This is a genomic window from Lysobacter sp. 5GHs7-4 (genome assembly GCF_021284765.1).
Lineage (GTDB): Bacteria > Pseudomonadota > Gammaproteobacteria > Xanthomonadales > Xanthomonadaceae > Lysobacter.
The window spans coordinates 2127639-2146128 of sequence record NZ_CP089924.1 but is presented as its reverse complement, the minus strand read 5'-3'; the positions used below and the strand labels follow the sequence as shown (position 1 = coordinate 2146128).

The following is an 18490-nucleotide window of genomic DNA, read 5'->3' as shown; positions in this document are numbered from 1 at the left end:
GCAATCGCGGTTTACACCGCTTCCACAGAAGGCAGGGAGGTGGGGGCTTCGTCGTCGCTGGAGGTCGCGGTCGCGGCTTACGCCGCTCCTACCCCAAGGCGATGCGCTCGGGTTCGGGGATACGCCGGTTCGGGGCTACGCCGGTTCGGAGCCGCGGTGCGGTTGGCCGTGGCGCTCGCGCAGCACGGCCAGGGCGTCGTCCAGCGACAGGCCGCGCGCGCGCAGCAGCACCAGCAGGTGGTAGAGCAGGTCGGCGGCTTCGCCGGCCAGGGCCTGCGTGTCCTGAGCGACGGCGGCCAGCGCGGTCTCCACGCCCTCCTCGCCGACCTTCTGCGCGATCGCGCGCGTGCCCTGCTCGAACAGGCGCGTGGTGTAGCTGCCCGCCGGCCGCTCGCGTTCGCGGCGCGCGATCAGCGTGTCGAGTTCGGCCAGGGTGTCGGTGGGCGCCTGCGGGAAGCAGCTCGCGCGGCCCAGATGGCAGGTCGGGCCCTGCGGGCGCGCCTGCACCAGCAAGGTGTCGCCGTCGCAGTCGGTTTCGATGGCCACCAGTTCCAGCACGTGGCCGGAGGTCTCGCCCTTGGTCCACAGCCGCTGGCGGCTGCGGCTGTAGAACGTGACCTGGCCGCTGGCCAAGGTGCGCGCCAGCGCCTCGCGATTCATATAGCCCAGCATCAGCACGCGCAACGTGGCGGCGTCCTGCACGATCGCCGGCAACAGGCCTTCCTGCTTGTCCCACGACAGCGCATCAGCGGAAAAATCCGCCCATGCGGACGCGGGGCGCGCCGGGGCGGCCTCAGTGGACATCGCGGATTTCCACGCCTTGCGCGCGCAGCTCGCGCTTGAGTTCGGGAATGCGGATCGCGCCGGAGTGGAACACGCTGGCGGCCAGCGCGGCATCGGCGTCGGCGTCGCGGAACACGTCGGTGAAATGCGCGATCTCGCCGGCGCCGCCGGATGCGACCAGCGGCACCTCGCAACACGCGCGCACCGCCGACAGCTGTTCCAGGTCGTAGCCGCGGCGCACGCCGTCGCTGCCCATGCAGTTGAGCACGATCTCGCCGGCGCCACGCTCCTGGGCCTCGACCACCCAGTCCAGGGTGCGCCGCGCCAGCGCGCGGGTGCGCTCGGGGTCGCCGGTGTACTGGCGCACGCGCCACTGTCCGTCCTCGTCGCGCAGGCTGTCGATGCCCACCACCACGCACTGCACGCCGAAGGCGTCGGCGATCTCGCCGATCAGCGCCGGCCGTTCCAGCGCCGGCGTGTTGATCGAGATCTTGTCGGCGCCGGCGCTGAGTACCGCACGCGCGTCTTCCACGCTGCGGATACCGCCGGCCACGCAGAACGGGATGTCGATCGTGCGCGCCACCCGTTCGACCCAGTCGCGGTCCACGCTGCGCCCTTGCGGGCTGGCGGTGATGTCGTAGAACACCAGCTCGTCGGCGCCTTCGTCGCGGTAGCGCAACGCCAGCTCGACGATATCGCCCATGTCGACGTGATCGCGGAAACGCACGCCCTTGACGACGCGGCCATCGCGCACATCCAGACACGGGACGATACGGCGGCTCAGCATCGCTGTGCCTTGTGCAGGGCTTCGCCAAGGCCGAAGCGGCCTTCGATCAGCGCCTTGCCCAACACCGCGCCGCGGCAACCCGCGTCGTGCGCGGCGACGATGTCGGCGATGTCGCGGATGCCGCCGGAGGCTTGCACCTGCATCTCCGGCGCGATGGTACGCACGTGCCGGTACAGATCCAGATTCGGCCCCTGCATCGTGCCGTCGCGCGAGACATCGGTGCACAGCAGGTGGCGCACGCCGACGCTGGCGAAATGCTCCAGCATCGGCTCCAACTGGGCGCCGCTGTCCTCGGTCCAGCCCGCCACCGGCAGACGCCAGTGACCGGTGCTGGACTGGCGCGCGTCCAGCGCGACGGTGATGCGGTCGGCGCCGTAGCGCTGCAGCCAGTCGCCGACGCGGTCGGGTTCCTTCACCGCCAGCGAACCGACCACGACGCGGTCGGCGCCGGCGTCGAGGATGGCCTCGATATCGGCCTCGCTGCGCACGCCGCCACCGGTCTGCACGCGCATCCAACTGGTGGTGGTGATCGCGCGCAACAGCGGCGCCAGGGTGTAGCCGCCATAACGCGCCGCGTCCAAATCGACCAGGTGCAGCCAGCGCGCACCGGTGTCGGCGTAGCGCTTGGCCATGCTCAGCGGCTCCTCGTCGTACGAGGTTTCCTGTTCGTAGTCGCCCTGGCGCAGACGCACCACGCGTCCGGCGCGCACGTCGATGGCCGGGTACAGCGTGCAGTTGTTCATGCCGGCACCCCATCGAGGAAGTTGCGCAGCAAACGCGCGCCCACCGCCGCCGAACGCTCGGGGTGGAACTGCGCGCCGTAGCGGTTGTCGCGCCCGACCACGGCCGAGAACGGCATGCCGTGTTCGCTCGCGGCCAGCGTGTCGGGGCCGACCGGCACCGCGTAGCTGTGCACGAAGTAGGCGCGGTCGCCGTCGGCGATACCGGCCAGCAGGGGCGACGGGCGTCGCCGGTCCAAAGCATTCCATCCCATGTGAGGTACGCGAACTCCCGGGCGCGGTTGCAGTTTGCCGATGCGTCCGGGCAACAACCCCAGACACTCCACGTCGCCCTCCTCGGACGACTCGAACAGCAGCTGCATGCCCAGGCAGATCCCGAGCAGCGGCTGACGCAGCGCCCGGATGGTGTCGACCAAACCGAGCTCGCGCAGCCGCGCCATCGCTGGCGCCGCCGCCCCGACCCCCGGCAGGATCACTCGCTCTGCCGAACCGATCGTGGCGGGGTCGGCGCTCAAAACCGCGTGCGCACCCAACCGCTCCAGTGCATAACGCACCGAGCCGATGTTCCCCCCACCCATGTCGATGAGTACGACGTTCGTCACGAAAACCTCTTAAACCACGCTGCGCCAGCCGTCTGGGCTGGTCTACCTATCGCCAGGCCGCGCCAGAACCGGACCCGCGCGATCGCTTGCCGCACTGAACGAACCGAGCTGAACGACAGTACGGTCCCGTCCGGCTCAGAGACTGCCCTTGGTGCTGGGCAATCCATGGCCCTCGCGGCGGATCGCCTGGCGCAAGGCCCGGGCCACCGCCTTGAAGCAGGCTTCGACCTTGTGATGGTCGTTGTCGCCCTGCACGTTCAGATTCAGGTTCAGCCCCGCCGCCTCGCACAGCGAGCGGAAGAAATGCGGCACCAGCTCGGTCGGCATGTCGCCCACGCGCTCGCGCGCAAACGCGCCCTCGAACACCAGATAGGGACGGCCGGAAAAATCCAACGCCGCCGTCGCCAGGCTCTCGTCCATCGGCAGCACGAAGCCGTAGCGGCCGATACCACGCTTGTCGCCCAGTGCCGCACGCAGCGCCTGGCCCAGCGCGAGCGCGCTGTCCTCGATGGTGTGGTGTTCGTCGATGTGCAGGTCGCCGCTGCATCGCAGCTCCAGCGCGAAACCGCCGTGCTTACCCAACTGTTCCAGCATGTGATCGAAGAAGCCCAGCCCGGTGGCGACCTGCGGATCGGCCTCGCGATCCAGATCGACTTCGACTTCGATGCGGGTCTCGCGGGTATTGCGCTGGATGCGCGCGATGCGCGGCGCGTCGGCCAGCGCGTGGGCGATGCCCGGCCAATCCCACTCGCCGCCGAACGCATCGGTGCGCAGCTGAAAGCCGCGGATGCCCAGGTTGCGCGCGAAGGCGATGTCGGTGTCGCGGTCGCCGATCATCGCCGAGCGCGTCCAGTCGATGCCTCGGTCCTTGAGCAACGGCAGGGCCAGACCGATCGCCGGCTTGCGCGTGGGCGCGTTGTCGGCCGGCAGGCTGGTGTCGATCAGGATGTCGCGGAAGGCGATGCCCTGGCTGGCGAACACCTGCAGCATCAGCGCATGCGGACCTTCGAAGTCCTCGCGCGGAAACGAGGCGCTGCCCAGGCCGTCCTGGTTGCTGATCATCACGAATTCGTAGCCGGCGTCGCGCAGGCGCAGCATCGCCGGAATCACGCCGTCGACGAAGCGCAGCTTGGCGTAGCTGTCGATCTGGAAATCGTCGGGTTCGGCGATCAGGGTGCCGTCGCGATCGACGAACAGTAGCGGGGTCTGGCTCATAGGGGCGCTTCGATGGACATAGTCATGCGGCGCGCGCGTCCGCATCGGCGCGCGCCAGGGTGTCGAGCACGCGCGCGTTCTGCTCCGCGGTGCCCAGGCTGATGCGCAGGGCGTCCGCCAGCTGCGGCGCGGCGCGCATGTCGCGCACCACCACGCCCGCGGCCAGCAGCGCGTCGAACGCGGCCTGGGTGCGCTCGAAGCGCGCCAGCAGGAAGTTGGCGCGCGAAGGATAGACCTGACGCACGCCGGCGACGGCCGGCAAGGCCGCGTACAGGCGTTCGCGCTCCAGCACGCAGGCCGCGGCATTGGCCTGGCTCACGGCGCGCGCCGCGCCGTCCAAGGCACGCAAAGCCAGCGCCACGCACGGTTCGGCCAGAGGATACGGCGCCTGGCAGCGCTGCAAGGCCGCGATCACATCGGCGTGGGCGATAGTGCTGCCGATGCGCGCCGCCGCCAGCGCATGCGCTTTGGACAACGTGCGCAGCACCACGATGTTGGGATAGCGCGAGATCAGCTCGACCGCCGACGGCGCCTGCGCGTATTCCAGGTACGCCTCGTCCACCACCACCAGTGCGCGCGCGCTCAGGCGTTGCGCCAGCGCCGCGATCGCGTCCAGCGGCAGCAGCGTACCGGAGGGATTGCCCGGCGAGCACAGGAACACCAGCTTGGCGGCCGCGCTTTCGGCAGCCGCTGCGATCGCCTCGAAATCGCAGACGAACCCGTCCGGCGTATCGCGCAGCGCCGCCTCGACCACACGCGTGCCGTGCAGGCGCGCGCATACCGCGTACATGCCGAAGGTCGGCGGCGTGGTCACGATGGCGTCGCCGCCGGGGCGGCAGAACGCGCGCAACAGCAGATCGATGCCCTCGTCGCTGCCGCGGCCGGCCAGCAGTTGCTCGGGCGCGCAGCCGTACAGCGCGGCCAGCGCCGCGCGCAACGGCGCCGGCTGCGGATCGGGATAGCGCCGCAGCGCGCCGGCCGCGTCGGCGGCGTTGGCCCAGGCCGATTCGTTGGCGTTGAGCCACACGCTGCCGTCCAGGGCCTCGCTGCGCGCCGACTTGTAGCCGGCGAAGTCGCGCAAGTCCTCGCGCAATAGCGACAGCGGCGCGCTCATGCGGCCACCCGCTGCAGACGCAGCGCGACCGCGATGCGGTGCGCGTCCAGGCCTTCGGCGCTGGCCAGTTCGACCGCGCATGGGCCGATCGCGGCGATGCCTTGCGGTTGCACTTCCTGCACCGTGATCGCGACCTGGAAGCTGGCCACGCTGACGCCGCCGGCGTAGCGCGCGGCGCCGCTGGTCGGCAGCACGTGGTTGGTGCCGCTGCAGTAGTCGCCCAGCGCTTCAGGCGCCCAATCGCCGAGGAACACCGAACCGGCCGCGAGCACCTTAGGTAGCCAGGTGCGCGCATCGCGCAGGGCCAGGATCAGGTGTTCGGGCGCGTAGCGGTTGCTCACGTCCAGCGCCGCGGCGATCGAATCGACGCGGATCGAACGCGAAGCGCGCAAGGCCGCGCGCGCGGTCTCGGCGCGCGGCAGGGCCTGCAGTTGCGCGGCGATCTGCGTGTCCACCGCATCCAGCAAGGCCGTGTCGTCGCTGAGCAGGATCACCTGCGAATCCGGGCCGTGCTCGGCCTGCGACAGCAGATCGGCGGCGACGAAGGCCGGATCGGCGCCGGCATCGGCGATCACCAGCACTTCCGACGGACCGGCCGGCAGATCGATCGCCGCCCCGCCCTCCATCAGCGCCACCTGACGCTTGGCTTCGGTGACGTAGGCGTTGCCCGGCCCGAACAGCTTGTCGCATTGGCCGATGCTGGCGGTGCCGAAGGCCATCGCCGCGATCGCCTGTGCGCCACCGAGCTTGTAGACCCGGTTCACGCCGCAGCGGCGCGCGGCGTACAGCACCGCCGGATCGGCGCGGCCGTCTCGGCGCGGCGGCGTGCACAGCGCGATCTGCGGACATCCGGCCAGGCGCGCCGGCATGCACAGCATCAGCGCGGTCGAGGGCAGCGGCGCCGAACCGGCGGGCACGTACAGGCCCACGCGCTGGATCGGGCGCAGGATGCGTTCGCAGCGCACGCCGTCGCCGCTGTCCAGCGCATAGGCTGGGGTCATGCCGGCGGCGTGGAAGGCTTCGATGCGTGCGGCCGCCTGATCGATCGCGGCGCGCAGGCGCTCGGAGATCTCGCGTTGCGCCGCCTCGAATTCCTCGGCGCCGACCTCGAACGCGTCCAGCGCCACGCCGTCGTAGCGCGCACCCAGCGCGCGCAAGGCCTCGTCGCCGTCCGCGCGCACCTGTTCGATGATCGCGGTCACCGCATCGGCGGTCTCGCGCCGGGTCTGCTGCGCCGGGCGGCGCAGCGCGCTCGCGCGCCGGTCCTCTTCCAGAGCCGTCCAGTCCAGCCGCTGCATGATGCGTTCGCCGTTCATGCCAGCATGCCCTCCACCGGCAGCACCATCAGCCCGCGCGCGCCGGCGCGCTTGAGTTCTTCCAACCGCTGCCAGGTCACCGCGCCGTGGCACAACGCCTGCAACGCGACGCCGTCGCCGCCGTCGAGCTGCATTACCGTCGGCGCCTCGGCGTCGGGCAGCAACGGCAGCAGATCGGCCAGCAGTTGCCGCGGCGCCTGGAACAGCAGCAGCTTGCTGTGGCGTATGCGCAGGGCGCCGTCGAGGCGACGCAGCAGCAGGTCGGCCAGTTCGCCGCGCACGTCGTCGAAGGCGTCGACCGGACCGGCCAGCACCGCTTCGCTCTGGATCAGGGTGGTCACGGCCTTGAGCTGGTTGGCGGCCAGAGTGGCGCCGCTGGACACGAGATCGCAGATCGCCTCGGCCTGGCCCAGGCGCGGCGCGATTTCGACCGAACCCGACAGCAGCACCACCTGCGCGTCCACGCCCTGCTCGGCCAGCCAGCGCGACAACAGGGCCGGGTAGCTGGTGGCGATGCGCTTGCCGGCCAATTGCGCCGGGCCTTGCCAGTCCCAGCCCTCGGGCACGGCCAGATCGAGGCGGCAGGCGCCGAAGCCCAGCGCGCGCCATTCGCGGAACGCCGCCGCGCGGCCGTTGCCGCGGCGGTCGCCGTCCTGTTCCAGCAACACGTTGCGGCCGACCACGCCCAGGTCGCAGACACCGTCGGCGATCAGGCCCGGGATGTCGTCGTCGCGCACCAGCAACAGGTCCACCGGCAAGGTTTCGCCATAGCAGAACAGACGGTCGCGGCTTTCGCGCCAGCTCAGGCCGCACGACGCCAACAGCGCGCGCGCCGGTTCGGCCAGGCGCCCGGACTTCTGGATGGCGATGCGCAACCGGTCGCGCGCGGCCGGACTGACGGTAGGACTCATGGGGCAACTCTCGAAGGCGGAAGACGTGGGCGCTGCGGCCCGGCGGAACGATTCAACGCACGCGCGAGGGGCGTCGATGCAAGGCCGCCGCGTAACCGCCGGCGCCGCGTTCCAGGGTGCGTGCGACCCGACCGATGGTGGTCACGCTGACGCCGGTGCGGTCGTGGATCTCGCGGTACGGCACGCCGTCGCGCAGCAGCGGCACGACCCGCCAGCGGTCGGTCATCGATTCCAGCTCGGCCGGGGTGCATAGGTCTTCCAGGAAAGCCCGCATCTGCTCGGCATTGCGCAGGCCCAGCAGCGCGCCCGCCAGGTTGGCGATCGGGTCTTCGCTGTCGTCGATGTCCACGGCACGGCGCTTCAAGGCGGGCTCACTCTGTCGATAATGTATTAACGCGTTAATACATTAGCCGACGCCGGTGGCATCCGTCAAGCCGGCGCCCCGGCCGCCCCGGGCCGGCCGGGATCGGCGAAAATCGCCGTTGATCACAGTAGCGGTGACCGACCGGCGGTCGCTGGCGCCTCGTCTGTGGCCGCGTTTGCGGCAAACTAGGGCGGTGCCGGAGCGTAGACTCACTCCGTGCCCGTGCCGACGCGACCCAACGCCGGCCGGACCAACGGAGAGGGTGCGCATGGGGCGTGGTTGGAGGGGGCTCACAGTCTGGCTGCTCGCGCTAGGGCTCTGCCTCGCTGCGACCTCGTGGGCCGCGATTGCCACCGATAACAACGCACTGGTGCTGGACGGCAGCCACGTCGGCGTGCCGCTGGAACCGCACATCGACTACTACCACGACGTCGAAGGCCGCCTGGACCTGACCGGCGCCGAACACGCCCGGCGCGAGGGGCGCTACGCGCCGCTGCCCAACGGCAACGCCGCATTCGGGTTCCAGCCCGGCGCCTACTGGTTCCACGTGCGCCTGCTCAACCGCGACCGCGACGAGCCGCGCTGGCTGCTGGTGCAGCAGTACGCGCTCAGCGACCGCATCGACGTCTACACGCGCCACGCCGACGGCCGCGTCGAGCACCTGGCCGGCGGCGACAGCCTGCCCTTCTCCTCGCGCAGCATCCGCTACCGCCATCCGAACTTCTGGCTCAACCTGCCGGCCGACCAGCCGGCCGATCTGTACGTGCGCGTGCAAAGCCAAAGCTCCATGCAGGTGCCGCTGACCTTGTTCACGCCTACCGCGTTCACCGAGGTTTCGCGCGATGCGCAGTTCGGCATCGGCCTGTACTACGGCATTCTGCTGGCGTTGTTCATCTACAACCTGGTGCTGTGGCTGAGCCTGCGCGACGCCAGCTACTTCTGGTACCTGCTGCACATCTCCGCCTTCGGCCTGGTGCTGCTGACCCTCAACGGCCTGGGCTTCGAATACCTGTGGCCGCGCTCGACCTGGCTGGCGGACAAATCGGTGCCGTTGTCGATTTGCCTGGCGCAGGTCGGCATGCAGCAGTTCGCGCGCACCTTCCTCAGCTTGAAACAACGCTGGCGCCTGGGCGACCGGGTCGGCCTGGGCATGATCGCGTTCTTCGTGGTGCTGGGCGTGGCCGCGACCCGCCTGCCCTACAACGTCGCCACGCCGATCGCCTCGGCCGCGGTGTTCTTCAGCATCGCCTGGATCGCGGTGGCGACCCTGGTGGTGCTGCGCCGCGGCTACAAGCCGGCGCAGTTGTTCCTGCTGGCATGGTCGATGTTCCTGCTCGGCACCGGCATGTTCACCGCGATCGCGTTCGGCTTGCTGCCCAAGGTGTTCATCACCGAATACGGCGTGCAGATCGGCTCGGCGCTGGAAATGCTGCTGCTGTCGGTGGCGCTGGGCTACCGCTACGCCTCGCTGCGCAACGAGAACGAACGCATCGTGCACGAGGCCAAGACCCAGCTGGAGCACAAGGTCGAACAGCGCACGGTCGAGCTGCGCAGCGCGCTGGCGCAACTGGAAGACGCGCACGAGCGCCTGCGCGAGAGCAGCCAGCGCGACGGCCTGACCGGCCTGCACAACCGCACCCATTTCCGCAACGTGTTCCAAGAGCTGCTGGAGAAATCGCAGCAGAGCGGCCGTCCGCTGTCGCTGCTGATGATCGACCTGGATCACTTCAAGCAGATCAACGACCGCTACGGTCATCTGGTCGGCGACGAATGCCTGTGCTGGGCCGCGCGCACCATGGGCCATTCCCTGCAGCCGCATCGCGCCTTGCTCGCGCGCTTCGGCGGCGAGGAGTTCATCGTCGCCCTGCCCGGCCTGGATCTGCAGGCGGCCTCGCGCGTGGCCGAGGATCTGCGCCAGCACCTGCGCGAGCAGCCCTGCCGCAGCGGCGAGCACGCGATCACCATCACTGCCAGCATCGGCGTGCACGCGATCGCCGGCGAGGCCGCCAACGACTGCGACAACGCCATCGATCCGGCCCTGCAGGACGCCGACCAGGCCCTGTACCAGGCCAAGGCCGACGGCCGCGACTGCGTGCGCACCTCGATGCCGGAAAGCGGCGACCGCCGCGGCGGTTAGTTGCAGCTACGCGCGCTTAGGGCGCCGCGCCGTAGAGCACGTCCGAGCGCAGCACGTACTTCACGCCCTGCTCCACCGCCGCGCCTTCGTGCCAGGTGTCGTGCACGAACAGCAGCGCCTCGCCGGCGACCGGCGCGATGCGGAAATCGCGGAAATCGGTGTCGCCGCCGACGAAGCCTTCGTTGAGATAGACCAGCAAGGTCAGCCGGCTGCTCATGCCGTCTTCGGTCCAGGGACCGTCCTTGTGCATGCGGAAGCGCTGGCCGGGGCCGTACTTGTAGAAGCGCAGCGATCTGGGCAGCCCGCGCGCGACCTGGCCGTCCAGCACCGGCAGGGCGAGGCCGGACAGGCGCCGCCACAGCCGATCGACCCATTCGGGCGATTCGAGCACCACGCGTTCGTTGTTGCGCACGTGCGGCATCGCCTTCTGTCCGGCGGTGGTGCGCACACCGGCGGGTTCGAACCCCCGCGCTTCGGCCAGCGCGATCAGCTGCGCGCACTCGTCGGCGCCGAACAGGCCGCCGACGGTGAACGCACGCTCGGAATGCGCGGTCAGGCGCATGCCGATTTCAATGCCGATCCCAATGCCGATCCCGGGCCGAGCCGGCTCACGCGCGCACGGCCGCGCGCGCGGCGGCCAGCACGCTGCCGTCGGCGACCATGCGCAGCGCGGTCGCCACCTCGCCGTCCAGCGCGCGGTCGCGCGGCAGGAAGGCGATGCGCTCGCGGATCGCCGCATGCGCGGCCGCGACCGCACGGCCGGGACGGAACTCCTCGGCCGCCGCCAGCTCGGCGCGCAGGCCTTCGACCTCGGCCAGGAAGCCGGCATGATCGCCGTCGCCCGCGACCGGACCGCCGGCGACCTTGCCGGCCAGCCCCTGCGCATCGGCGCGATCGGCCAGATCGCGCGCGGCGTTGATCATGTCGCGACGCAGGTCCAGCGCTTGTGCGGCGGTGTACAGCTCCAGCGCCAGCACCTTGCCCAGATCGTCGGCCATGGCCAGCACGTGACGCGCCTCGTTGGCGCCCATCGACACGTGGTCCTCGGCGTTGGCGCTGGTCGGGATCGAATACACCGAGGCCGGATGCGCGCGGCTGGCCAGGTCGTTGACGATCGCCGCGGCGGTGTACTGCACGATCATGTGACCGGATTCGGTGGAGTCCTCGTTGCCGATCAGGAACGCCGGCAGGCCGTCGTTGGTGGCCGGATCGACCAGCTTGTTGAGGCGGCGCTCGGAAATGCTGGCCAGCACCGGGATCGCGGCCTTGACGTAGCTCATCGCCAGCGCCAGCGGCATGCCGTGGAAATGGCCGGCCGAGATCACCTGCTGCTCGACATGCTCGGCCTGCGCGTCCGGGAACACGATCGGATTGTCGGTGAGCGAATTGAGCTCGACCTCCAGCACCCGCGCGGCCTGCGCCAAGGCGTCGCGCACCGCGCCGTGCACCTGCGGGATGCAGCGCAGCGAGTAGCTGTCCTGCGGCTGATGCTTCTTGCCGCCGCGGAACGGACGGAAACGCAGATAGAACTTCTCGCGGCCGTGGCGCTGCCCGAACGGCACCCAGTCCCAGCCGATGTCGAAGCGCAGCGCCTGCGATTCGGGCGTGTCCCAGCTGCGCGGCTGCCAGGCGCGGAAGCGCGGCACCAGGTGGTAGGGAATGTCGGACAGGGTCGAACCTTCGAGCAGGCGGCGCAGATGCGCGGCCACCTCGACCTGGCCCGGATGCGGACGCAGCGCGTGCACTTCCTCGGCGAACGCGCCCAGGCGGCCGGCGAAGGCGTCGATGGTCATGGCCGCGGCCAGGTCGGCGGTGTCGGCCAGATCTTCCAGCTTTTCCAGCGCCAGCACGCCGCAGGCCAGCATCTGCGCGGTGCCGTTGTTCAGCGCCAGGCCTTCCTTGTACGACAGCGTGACCGGCTGCAGGCCGGCGCGCTGCAACGCCTGCGCGCCGGGCATGCGCTCGCCTTCGTAGAAGGCTTCGCCGCCGCCCAGCAGCACGATGGCCAGGTGCGACAACGGCGCCAGATCGCCGCTGGCGCCGACCGAACCCAGTTGCGGCACCACCGGCACGATGCCGGCGTTGAGCATGGCGGTCAGCGCCTGCAGGGTCTGCACGCGGATGCCGGAATGGCCGCGCATCAGGGTGTTGATGCGGATGCACAGCATCGCGCGCACGATCTCAGGCGCGAAGGCCTCGCCCACGCACACCGCGTGGGTGACGATCAGGTTGCGCTGCAGCTCTTCGTGCAGGGTTTCGCCGGAAGGCTGCGCGCCCGGCAGTTGGTCGCGCAGGTGGTGGGCGCCGAGCAAGCGGTCGGCATTGCTGCCGAAACCGGTGGACACGCCGTAGATCGGTTCCTCGCGACTGACCTGTTCGGCCAGGAAATCCGCCGCGCGTTGCACCGCCGGCAGTTGCGCCGCGGCCAGTTCGACTTGGGCGCCGTAAGCCACGGCCACCAGTTGCGCACGCGTGAGCGAACGGCCATCGAGTTGAATCTTGTTCATTGTGTAACCTCGCCTCGCACCCTGGCGATCATCTGAACGGCGGGCCTGCACCGCGAACGGTCTTGCCCGGCCGAGCGTACTCGGGAGTCGGTGCGTCTATGCCACGTTGGGAACCGCGACGGCGGATGCGCGCCGCGGAGTGATTCGGTCCGTCACCGCGCCGGACTCCGATCCGGCGTGCGACGAACCCGGTAGCGGAATCCGTGCGCATACCCCTGCGCCCGGCACCGCGATCCTGCGGCGCGCCCGCGCGACGCCGCGACCCGAAGGCCCGCGACGCCGACGCCGTACGCGCCCTGTTTGCTCATTCGGACACGGCCTGCATGGCCCGCGCCTGTTCCAGCTCGATGCGCAGCGTGCGCGCCAGTTCGCTGCGCGCGACCTCGAACTGATCCTCGCGGCGCAAGTCCTTGACCGTCGCCACACCTTTGGCGATCTCGTCCTCGCCCAGCACCACCACGAAGCGGATGCCGGCGCGGTCGGCGTACTTGAACTGCTTGCCCAACTTGGACGGTTCCATCACCACCTCGGTGTTGAGCCCGCCGTGGCGCAGCTCGTTGGCCACCGCCAGGCAATGCGGCAGGTGCGCGCTGTCCATCTGCGTGACCAGCACCTGCACCGTGCTGGCGGCGGTGTCGACCAGGCCGGCCTCGCGCAACTGCCAGAACAAGCGGGTCAAGCCGATCGAGATGCCGACGCCGGGCAGGCGCGACTTGGTGTAGTGGCTGGCCAGATCCTCGTAACGGCCACCGGAGCAGATCGAACCGATCTGCGGGTAGTCGTCCAGAGTGGTTTCGTAGACGGTGCCGGTGTAGTAGTCCAGGCCGCGCGCGATCGAGAAGTTGAGCGCGTAGTTGGCCTCCGGCACGCCCAGCGCGCGGATCAGCTCAAGCACCTCGCGCAGTTCGGCCACGCCCTGGCGCAGCGAGTCGTTGCCCTCGCCCAGCGCGTCCAGCTTGGCCAGCGCATCGGCATGGGAGTCCGAACGCATCGCGACGAAGTCGAGAATCCTATCCACCGCGTCGGCGGGCAGGCCGAAGCTGGCCCCGATCAGGACATCGCGCACGTAGTCGGCGCCGCGCTTGTCGAGCTTGTCGACCTCGCGCAACACCAGCGCCTGCAGCCCGCCGTCGGCCACGCCCTGGGCCTCGAAGAAGCCGCGCAGCAGCTTGCGGTTGTTGAGCTGGATGGTGAACTTGCCGATCGCCAGCTCCGAGAAGACGGCGTGGATCGCGGCCGGCATCTCGGCGTCGTGGCGCACGCTCAGACTGTCCTTGCCGATCACGTCGATGTCGCACTGGTAGAACTCGCGAAAGCGGCCGCGCTGCTGGCGCTCGCCGCGGTAGACGCGCTGCATCTGGTAGCGGCGGAACGGGAAGGCCAGATCGTGCTCGTGCTCGGCCACGTAACGCGCCAGCGGCACGGTCAGGTCGAAGCGCAGCGCCAGCTCGGGCACGCCCTCGCCGCCGCCTTCGGCCGCCTTGTTCAAATTGCCGGTGGACTGAACGAAATAGACTTGGCGCTCGGTCTCGCCGCCGGACTTGGTCAGCAGCACCTCCGACAGTTCCATCACCGGCGTTTCCACCGGCAGGAAGCCGAAGCGCTCGAAGTTGCGGCGGATCGTGTCCAGCATGCGCTGGAACGCGATCTGGTCGGGCGGCAGCAGCTCCATGACGCCGGGCGGGGTGCGGGGCTTGATCAAGCGGGACTCCGGAAAGTGAAGACGCGTCGGCACGGCGCGACGGAGCGCGCACGGGACGGACGCAAGGCCCGTAGTTTAACGTTCCGCCCGTACGCCGCACCCCCGCCCCGCACGGCGCCAGCGCGACCCCGCCACCGAATCGATGCCGGCCCCCTTGCTCGTCCGTTGAGGTGTCGCTAGAATTGTCGGCTCAGCTGTCGGGGTGTAGCTCAGTCTGGTAGAGCGCTACGTTCGGGACGTAGAGGTCGCAGGTTCGAATCCTGTCTCCCCGACCAACTGAATCAAGTACTTAGAAAAAAGGCCGCCTTCGGGTGGCTTTTTTATTGGGCGACGTTACGCGCGCTGGCGCGATTCGGCCCGCTGATGCGGACGAACCAGGCCCGCCGGCGCCTCATTGCCTATCGCCATGACGCAGCGCAGACGCCGCAACGCACGTTCCGTCAAAGCCGATGGAGCGCTTCGGCCAGACCTTCGTAGGCGCGCCGGTAAGCGTCCAGCGTGGTGCCGTGCGGCGCCAGCAAACCCAGCATCGCGATCGCGTGCGCTTCGCGCAGGTAGCCGTCGACACTGTTCAAGCCGGCACGGGCAGCGGCCCGGATCGCGACCGCCTCGTTCGCGTACAGCACCGCCAGGGTGTCGCGCCACTCGTCGCGCCAGCGCTCGGCCGCCAGCGGCGACTGTTGCCGCGCCAGCCACCACAGCGAGATCGCACGCCCGACGTCCTTGACGAAACGCGGCGGGTTGCCGTCCAGACTCGAAATCGGCGTCCTGTCCGGTTCGGCGTGTTCGAGCAGATGCGCCAAGGCCATGCACGCGGGCCGCGCCACGCGCAAACCGAAGGCGGACTCGTCGGCGCCATGCACGGCCACGCGCATGTAGCGGAAGCTGGCCAGGCCGAACGCGCCCAGCGGGGTTTCGAAGCGGCGCCAGTGCTTGCGCGTCGCCTGCCCTTGCGGCGATTCGGCCAATAGTTCGACGAACCAGCCGTCCTCGCGCGACGGCGGGCTCAGGCGCAGCGCAGGCAGTTCGTCGTCGGGCGTGGACGCGTCGCCGGGCGCGCGCCCCTGCGTGAACTGCGGCTGCCAGCCCTCTTCCAGCAATTCCTGCCCCAGCATCTGCGCCGTGGCCACGGCATCGACCGCGGGGCGCAACAGCAAATCGATGTCCTTGGTCGCGACCGAGTGCGCGCCCGACACGTCGCGGAACGCCCAGGCCGCGGCGATGCTGCCGATGACCACCACGTTGCCGCGCAGCGCGGGCGGGACTTGCGCGGCCACGCGCTGCAACAACTCATGGGGATCCAGAGCTGCGAAGGCGTTCATGGCCGCACCGCTCCGGCGTACTGCAAGGCCTGCTCGCGCAAGCCCGCGTCCAGCAAGCTCAGCAGTACGTCCGCGGGCGCGGCGCGGCGCGCACCGTCCGGGCCCGCAGCATGCGCGTGCTCGCTATCGGCGCGCACCAGCGCGACCACGACCGGCGCCGGCGCCAGCGGATTCGGTTCCAGTTCCAGACCGTCGTCGAGCCGCCACAGCGGCCGGAAGTCGAAGCTCTTCGCCGCACGCGGGACGTAAGCCAGCAGATCCAGACGCGGCGTCCCCAGCAGATCCAGCGCCGGCACCTCGCTGCGGGCGACGGCCACGCCCGACAAGGCGTAACGATCCCACTCCGATGGCGACGACGCCCCCAGCAAGGGCAACGCGCGTTGCAGCAACATCCCCGGTGGTTTGATCTGGGCGCCGCGCGCGAATCGAAACCGCAGCGCATGCGGCGTGGCGCGCATTTTCGCCAGCAGTTCGGCGGACAGCAGTTCGGCGTTCAACTCGAAGCCGCCGCGCCGCGAGTGCGCGACGCCGGCTTGTTTCAATTCGGCCAGGGCCTGGCGCACAGGCGTCTGCGAGGCGCCGATCGCCTCGACCAGCGCCTTGGCCGACACGGGAGCGCCGCCGCGCAAGTGCGCCGCCAACAGCAGCCGCAGTACTTCGGCGCGGTAGTTGGGCCGTTCCAGCGGCAGCAGGCCCGACTCGATGCGATAGCCCGCCCTCGGCTCCGCGACATCGGCAGCGGACTCGATTGCGAGACTCATGCGTGCGCGGATGTCCGGGACGATCACCGGCAGCAGGCGCGCCCACTCCTGGCGAACGGTGGCCTCGCTGATCACCGGCGCGTGCACGACGAGGCGGCCAGGAAACGTATTCGTCGCCAGCTCTGCCGCCAGCGCCAGTATTTCCGCTCTCAGATCGCGGGTGTTGCTGAGCCCGCGCAGGGGTTTTTCGTATTTGACCGGCACGACGGCGCCCTTCGAGGGTACGAGCCATCGTTATTCTGCATATAAATAATAATTCTGCAAGTAAAATTTTCTTGCCGGGTAAAATTCAATGCTCGGTCACCGACCTCAGCGTCTGCATCGCCGCCTCCAGATCCGGATCGCGCCCGCGGCAGTAATCCTCGCGCGTCCAGGCCACGGCCTGATCCGGCTGCACCGCGCGATCGGCGAAGTCGCGGCCGTCCGCGCCCCACAAGCCGTGCACCGGCACGGTCAGGGTCCAGCCCTGGCCGATTTGAAACGAGCGCGCCGAGTCCCACGCCCGAAGGGCCACCCGCGAGCGCGGCTGCGGCCCCTGCGGCAGACAAGAGCGCCGCAGTGAAGCCTTCGGGCGGACCTACCTTGGCCGCCTGCCGCTATGCCCCATCCGATTCGGCTGGAGCGATCCGGCACCGGATCGCGGGCCTGGGGCTGCCTCATCGCCCCGCATCCAGCTCCACTCCAGGACGACAGCCCCTTCGAAACCCGCCCGCCCAGCGCGTTCGCTACGGCTGCACGGCGTAACCGGCGAAACGCCAACTGCCGTCCTCATCCAACCGGAACGACACCAATTCGCGCACCGGCGGCTTGCCGGGGAACTCGGCCAGGAATTCGATGGAGGCGTACAGACCCGGCGGCAGGGCCGAGCCATCGCCGGATTGGCGACGCACCGACAACCAACTGCGGTTGGGGGCCTTGCCCAGGGACTGACGCGATTTGCCGATGCCGGCGACGAAGGCCTCGCGGCTCAAGGTCTTCTTGGTCACCACCGAGGCTTCGTCCCAAAGCTGTGCCGCCTGCCCCGCATCCACCGCCGCGGCCACGCGCAGGCCCGCATCGCGAATCGCATTGGGGTCGACCGCGCCGGGGACCGGGCGCGTCGTCGCCTGTGGCGCGGCAGACCGCGCCGCGGGGGCCTGTTGCGCAGCCACCGCACCGGTCGCCAGCAGCAGGGCGACGCCGATCACCGAAAGACAGTTTTTCATCCGAGCACCTCGATCAAAGTTCTGGGTCGTACATCAGGAAAAACCGGGCGCGGCCTTATTGCAGCCCCCAGGCCAGCACTTCCACGCGGCGATTGGGCTGCAGGCAGTCCACGAGTTCGTCTTTGGGCAGCGCGTCGGCGCACTGCTGCAGGGGCTCGGACTCGCCGGCGCCTTGCGCCTTGAGACTGTCCGCGGCCACGCCTTCCTGGATCAGCAGGGCGCGCACGGTCTGCGCGCGGCGTTGCGACAGGGCCAGATTGGCCGCTTCGCTGCCGATCCGGTCGGTGTGCCCGATGACCTGGACGATCGTCGCCTTCGAGCCTTTGAGCTGGCTGGCGATGGCGGCCAGCTCCGCACGGCCCTGCGGCTGGATGTCCTGCGGATCCGAACGCGCGAACGCGAACAGCGCATCGGCGGACAACTGGAAGCGTTTCGGCTCGCCGGCGATCGCGGGCGCCGCGCTAGTCGCGCCCGTCGCCTCCGTCTTCAGCGAGTCAAGGCAGGCCGCCGGCTCCCAGTAAAAGTCCTGTCCGTGATAGCTCCGGTCGAAGATCACTTTGTACTGACAACTGACGATCCGATCGCCCTGGCGGAAATGAAACAGGTAGTCCCACTCGCGAGCGGAATAGCCCTCGCGGAAATGCGGCCTGCCGATCAGGTGGTACAACTGGTCCTTGGTGACGCCCGGACCGATCTGGCGCAGGCTGTCACGGTTGGGGAACGTGCCTTCCTTCAGCACGATCTCGTCGATGGACGGAAAGATGACCTCGTCCGCGCGCGCGTCCGGCGCGATGCCGCGGCTGACATGGCGCGTGCATGCCGTCAGCGCGATTACCGCGATGAGGGCGCCTAGCGCGAACCTTGCGGCCCGCGTCGAACTATTCCTGATGACCATGCCTTAGTCGCCTCTTAGCTGTCGTCTCTAGACTTCGGTGGCCGGACGGGTGCCCCGGAGGTCGCTTTCGACTCCGGCGGATCCGCCGCGGATGCGTGAGGAAATGAGGCGACAGGCCACGCCGGGGTA

At 69.6% G+C, this 18490-nt stretch carries 18 protein-coding genes and 1 tRNA gene; 2 read left to right on the top strand and 17 right to left on the bottom strand.

Annotation, left to right across the window (positions count from 1 at the left end; genetic code table 11):
• Positions 1–135 precede the first annotated feature (135 nt).
• From hisIE to LVB77_RS09630, 9 genes are all read right to left on the bottom strand, one after another.
• Positions 136–804, bottom strand: a complete 669-nt coding sequence (gene hisIE / locus LVB77_RS09670; RefSeq protein ID WP_232909912.1) for a bifunctional phosphoribosyl-AMP cyclohydrolase/phosphoribosyl-ATP diphosphatase HisIE — start codon at positions 802–804, stop codon at positions 136–138.
• A complete protein-coding gene (gene hisF, locus LVB77_RS09665; RefSeq protein ID WP_232909911.1) occupies positions 794–1570 on the bottom strand; it encodes an imidazole glycerol phosphate synthase subunit HisF in 777 nt (258 codons plus the stop codon). Before hisF ends, hisIE begins: the two co-directional genes overlap by 11 nt.
• Complete coding sequence (gene hisA, locus LVB77_RS09660) at positions 1564–2313, bottom strand: 1-(5-phosphoribosyl)-5-[(5-phosphoribosylamino)methylideneamino]imidazole-4-carboxamide isomerase (protein WP_232909910.1); 750 nt, start codon at positions 2311–2313, stop codon at positions 1564–1566. Before hisA ends, hisF begins: the two co-directional genes overlap by 7 nt.
• On the bottom strand, positions 2310–2912 hold the full coding sequence (hisH, locus tag LVB77_RS09655) for an imidazole glycerol phosphate synthase subunit HisH (RefSeq protein WP_232909909.1): 603 nt from the start codon (positions 2910–2912) through the stop codon (positions 2310–2312). Before hisH ends, hisA begins: the two co-directional genes overlap by 4 nt.
• 135 nt (positions 2913–3047) lie before the next feature.
• The gene (gene hisB, locus LVB77_RS09650; RefSeq protein WP_232909908.1) at positions 3048–4127 is read right to left on the bottom strand and encodes a bifunctional histidinol-phosphatase/imidazoleglycerol-phosphate dehydratase HisB; all 1080 of its coding nucleotides are present in this window, start codon (positions 4125–4127) and stop codon (positions 3048–3050) included.
• Positions 4128–4149: 22 nt separating this feature from the next.
• Positions 4150–5241: a histidinol-phosphate transaminase gene (hisC, locus tag LVB77_RS09645; protein ID WP_232909907.1), complete on the bottom strand. Its 1092-nt coding sequence runs from the start codon at positions 5239–5241 to the stop codon at positions 4150–4152.
• Positions 5238–6539, bottom strand: coding sequence for a histidinol dehydrogenase (gene hisD, locus LVB77_RS09640; protein WP_232910233.1), 1302 nt, complete (start codon positions 6537–6539; stop codon positions 5238–5240). The genes hisC and hisD overlap by 4 nt, the downstream gene beginning before the upstream one ends.
• Positions 6540–6553: 14 nt before the next feature.
• Positions 6554–7468 carry an ATP phosphoribosyltransferase gene (gene hisG, locus LVB77_RS09635; protein ID WP_232909906.1) on the bottom strand — a complete coding sequence of 305 codons (915 nt, stop codon included), beginning with the start codon at positions 7466–7468 and terminating at the stop codon, positions 6554–6556.
• Positions 7469–7520: 52 nt separating this feature from the next.
• Positions 7521–7832 (bottom strand): YerC/YecD family TrpR-related protein, encoded by a 312-nt coding sequence (locus tag LVB77_RS09630; RefSeq protein ID WP_343226228.1) that lies wholly within the window; start codon positions 7830–7832, stop codon positions 7521–7523.
• Positions 7833–8202: 370 nt separating this feature from the next.
• Here LVB77_RS09630 and LVB77_RS09625 point away from each other — a divergent pair, with 370 nt between their 5' ends.
• On the top strand, positions 8203–9969 hold the full coding sequence (locus tag LVB77_RS09625; RefSeq protein ID WP_232909905.1) for a diguanylate cyclase: 1767 nt from the start codon (positions 8203–8205) through the stop codon (positions 9967–9969).
• Between the two features lie 16 nt (positions 9970–9985).
• Here LVB77_RS09625 and LVB77_RS09620 read toward each other — a convergent pair whose 3' ends face one another.
• The 3 genes from LVB77_RS09620 to hisS all read right to left on the bottom strand — a co-directional run bounded on the left by LVB77_RS09620 (position 9986) and on the right by hisS (position 14178).
• Positions 9986–10531: a 2OG-Fe(II) oxygenase gene (locus LVB77_RS09620; RefSeq protein ID WP_232909904.1), complete on the bottom strand. Its 546-nt coding sequence runs from the start codon at positions 10529–10531 to the stop codon at positions 9986–9988.
• A gap of 46 nt (positions 10532–10577) precedes the next feature.
• Positions 10578–12476 carry an aromatic amino acid ammonia-lyase gene (locus tag LVB77_RS09615; RefSeq protein WP_232909903.1) on the bottom strand — a complete coding sequence of 633 codons (1899 nt, stop codon included), beginning with the start codon at positions 12474–12476 and terminating at the stop codon, positions 10578–10580.
• A gap of 304 nt (positions 12477–12780) precedes the next feature.
• On the bottom strand, positions 12781–14178 hold the full coding sequence (gene hisS, locus LVB77_RS09610; RefSeq protein WP_232909902.1) for a histidine--tRNA ligase: 1398 nt from the start codon (positions 14176–14178) through the stop codon (positions 12781–12783).
• A 198-nt stretch (positions 14179–14376) separates the two neighbouring features.
• Between hisS and LVB77_RS09605 the strand changes: the two genes are divergently transcribed.
• Positions 14377–14453, top strand: a tRNA-Pro gene (locus tag LVB77_RS09605).
• A gap of 165 nt (positions 14454–14618) precedes the next feature.
• Here the strand turns inward: LVB77_RS09605 and LVB77_RS09600 are convergent.
• The 5 genes from LVB77_RS09600 to LVB77_RS09580 all read right to left on the bottom strand — a co-directional run bounded on the left by LVB77_RS09600 (position 14619) and on the right by LVB77_RS09580 (position 18361).
• Complete coding sequence (locus LVB77_RS09600; protein ID WP_232909901.1) at positions 14619–15500, bottom strand: hypothetical protein; 882 nt, start codon at positions 15498–15500, stop codon at positions 14619–14621.
• Positions 15497–16465 (bottom strand): GntR family transcriptional regulator, encoded by a 969-nt coding sequence (locus LVB77_RS09595; RefSeq protein ID WP_232909900.1) that lies wholly within the window; start codon positions 16463–16465, stop codon positions 15497–15499. The genes LVB77_RS09600 and LVB77_RS09595 overlap by 4 nt, the downstream gene beginning before the upstream one ends.
• 85 nt (positions 16466–16550) lie before the next feature.
• Positions 16551–16775, bottom strand: a complete 225-nt coding sequence (locus LVB77_RS09590; RefSeq protein ID WP_232909899.1) for a hypothetical protein — start codon at positions 16773–16775, stop codon at positions 16551–16553.
• Positions 16776–16986: 211 nt separating this feature from the next.
• A complete protein-coding gene (locus LVB77_RS09585; protein ID WP_232909898.1) occupies positions 16987–17466 on the bottom strand; it encodes a DUF4019 domain-containing protein in 480 nt (159 codons plus the stop codon).
• A 55-nt stretch (positions 17467–17521) separates the two neighbouring features.
• On the bottom strand, positions 17522–18361 hold the full coding sequence (locus tag LVB77_RS09580; protein WP_232909897.1) for an OmpA family protein: 840 nt from the start codon (positions 18359–18361) through the stop codon (positions 17522–17524).
• Between the last annotated feature and the right edge of the window lie 129 nt (positions 18362–18490).

What these genes read in the sequence shown, in the direction of transcription:
- LVB77_RS09600 (WP_232909901.1), bottom strand. Translation starts at nt 15,500, where the DNA reads ATGAACGCCTTCGCAGCTCTGGATCCCCATGAGTTGTTGCAGCGCGTG.
- LVB77_RS09620 (WP_232909904.1), bottom strand. Translation starts at nt 10,531, where the DNA reads ATGCGCCTGACCGCGCATTCCGAGCGTGCGTTCACCGTCGGCGGCCTG.
- hisG (WP_232909906.1), bottom strand. Translation starts at nt 7,468, where the DNA reads ATGAGTCCTACCGTCAGTCCGGCCGCGCGCGACCGGTTGCGCATCGCC.
- hisD (WP_232910233.1), bottom strand. Translation starts at nt 6,539, where the DNA reads ATGCAGCGGCTGGACTGGACGGCTCTGGAAGAGGACCGGCGCGCGAGC.
- hisA (WP_232909910.1), bottom strand. Translation starts at nt 2,313, where the DNA reads ATGAACAACTGCACGCTGTACCCGGCCATCGACGTGCGCGCCGGACGC.
- hisC (WP_232909907.1), bottom strand. Translation starts at nt 5,241, where the DNA reads ATGAGCGCGCCGCTGTCGCTATTGCGCGAGGACTTGCGCGACTTCGCC.
- hisF (WP_232909911.1), bottom strand. Translation starts at nt 1,570, where the DNA reads ATGCTGAGCCGCCGTATCGTCCCGTGTCTGGATGTGCGCGATGGCCGC.
- LVB77_RS09615 (WP_232909903.1), bottom strand. Translation starts at nt 12,476, where the DNA reads ATGAACAAGATTCAACTCGATGGCCGTTCGCTCACGCGTGCGCAACTG.
- hisIE (WP_232909912.1), bottom strand. Translation starts at nt 804, where the DNA reads ATGTCCACTGAGGCCGCCCCGGCGCGCCCCGCGTCCGCATGGGCGGAT.
- LVB77_RS09580 (WP_232909897.1), bottom strand. Translation starts at nt 18,361, where the DNA reads ATGGTCATCAGGAATAGTTCGACGCGGGCCGCAAGGTTCGCGCTAGGC.
- LVB77_RS09585 (WP_232909898.1), bottom strand. Translation starts at nt 17,466, where the DNA reads ATGAAAAACTGTCTTTCGGTGATCGGCGTCGCCCTGCTGCTGGCGACC.
- hisB (WP_232909908.1), bottom strand. Translation starts at nt 4,127, where the DNA reads ATGAGCCAGACCCCGCTACTGTTCGTCGATCGCGACGGCACCCTGATC.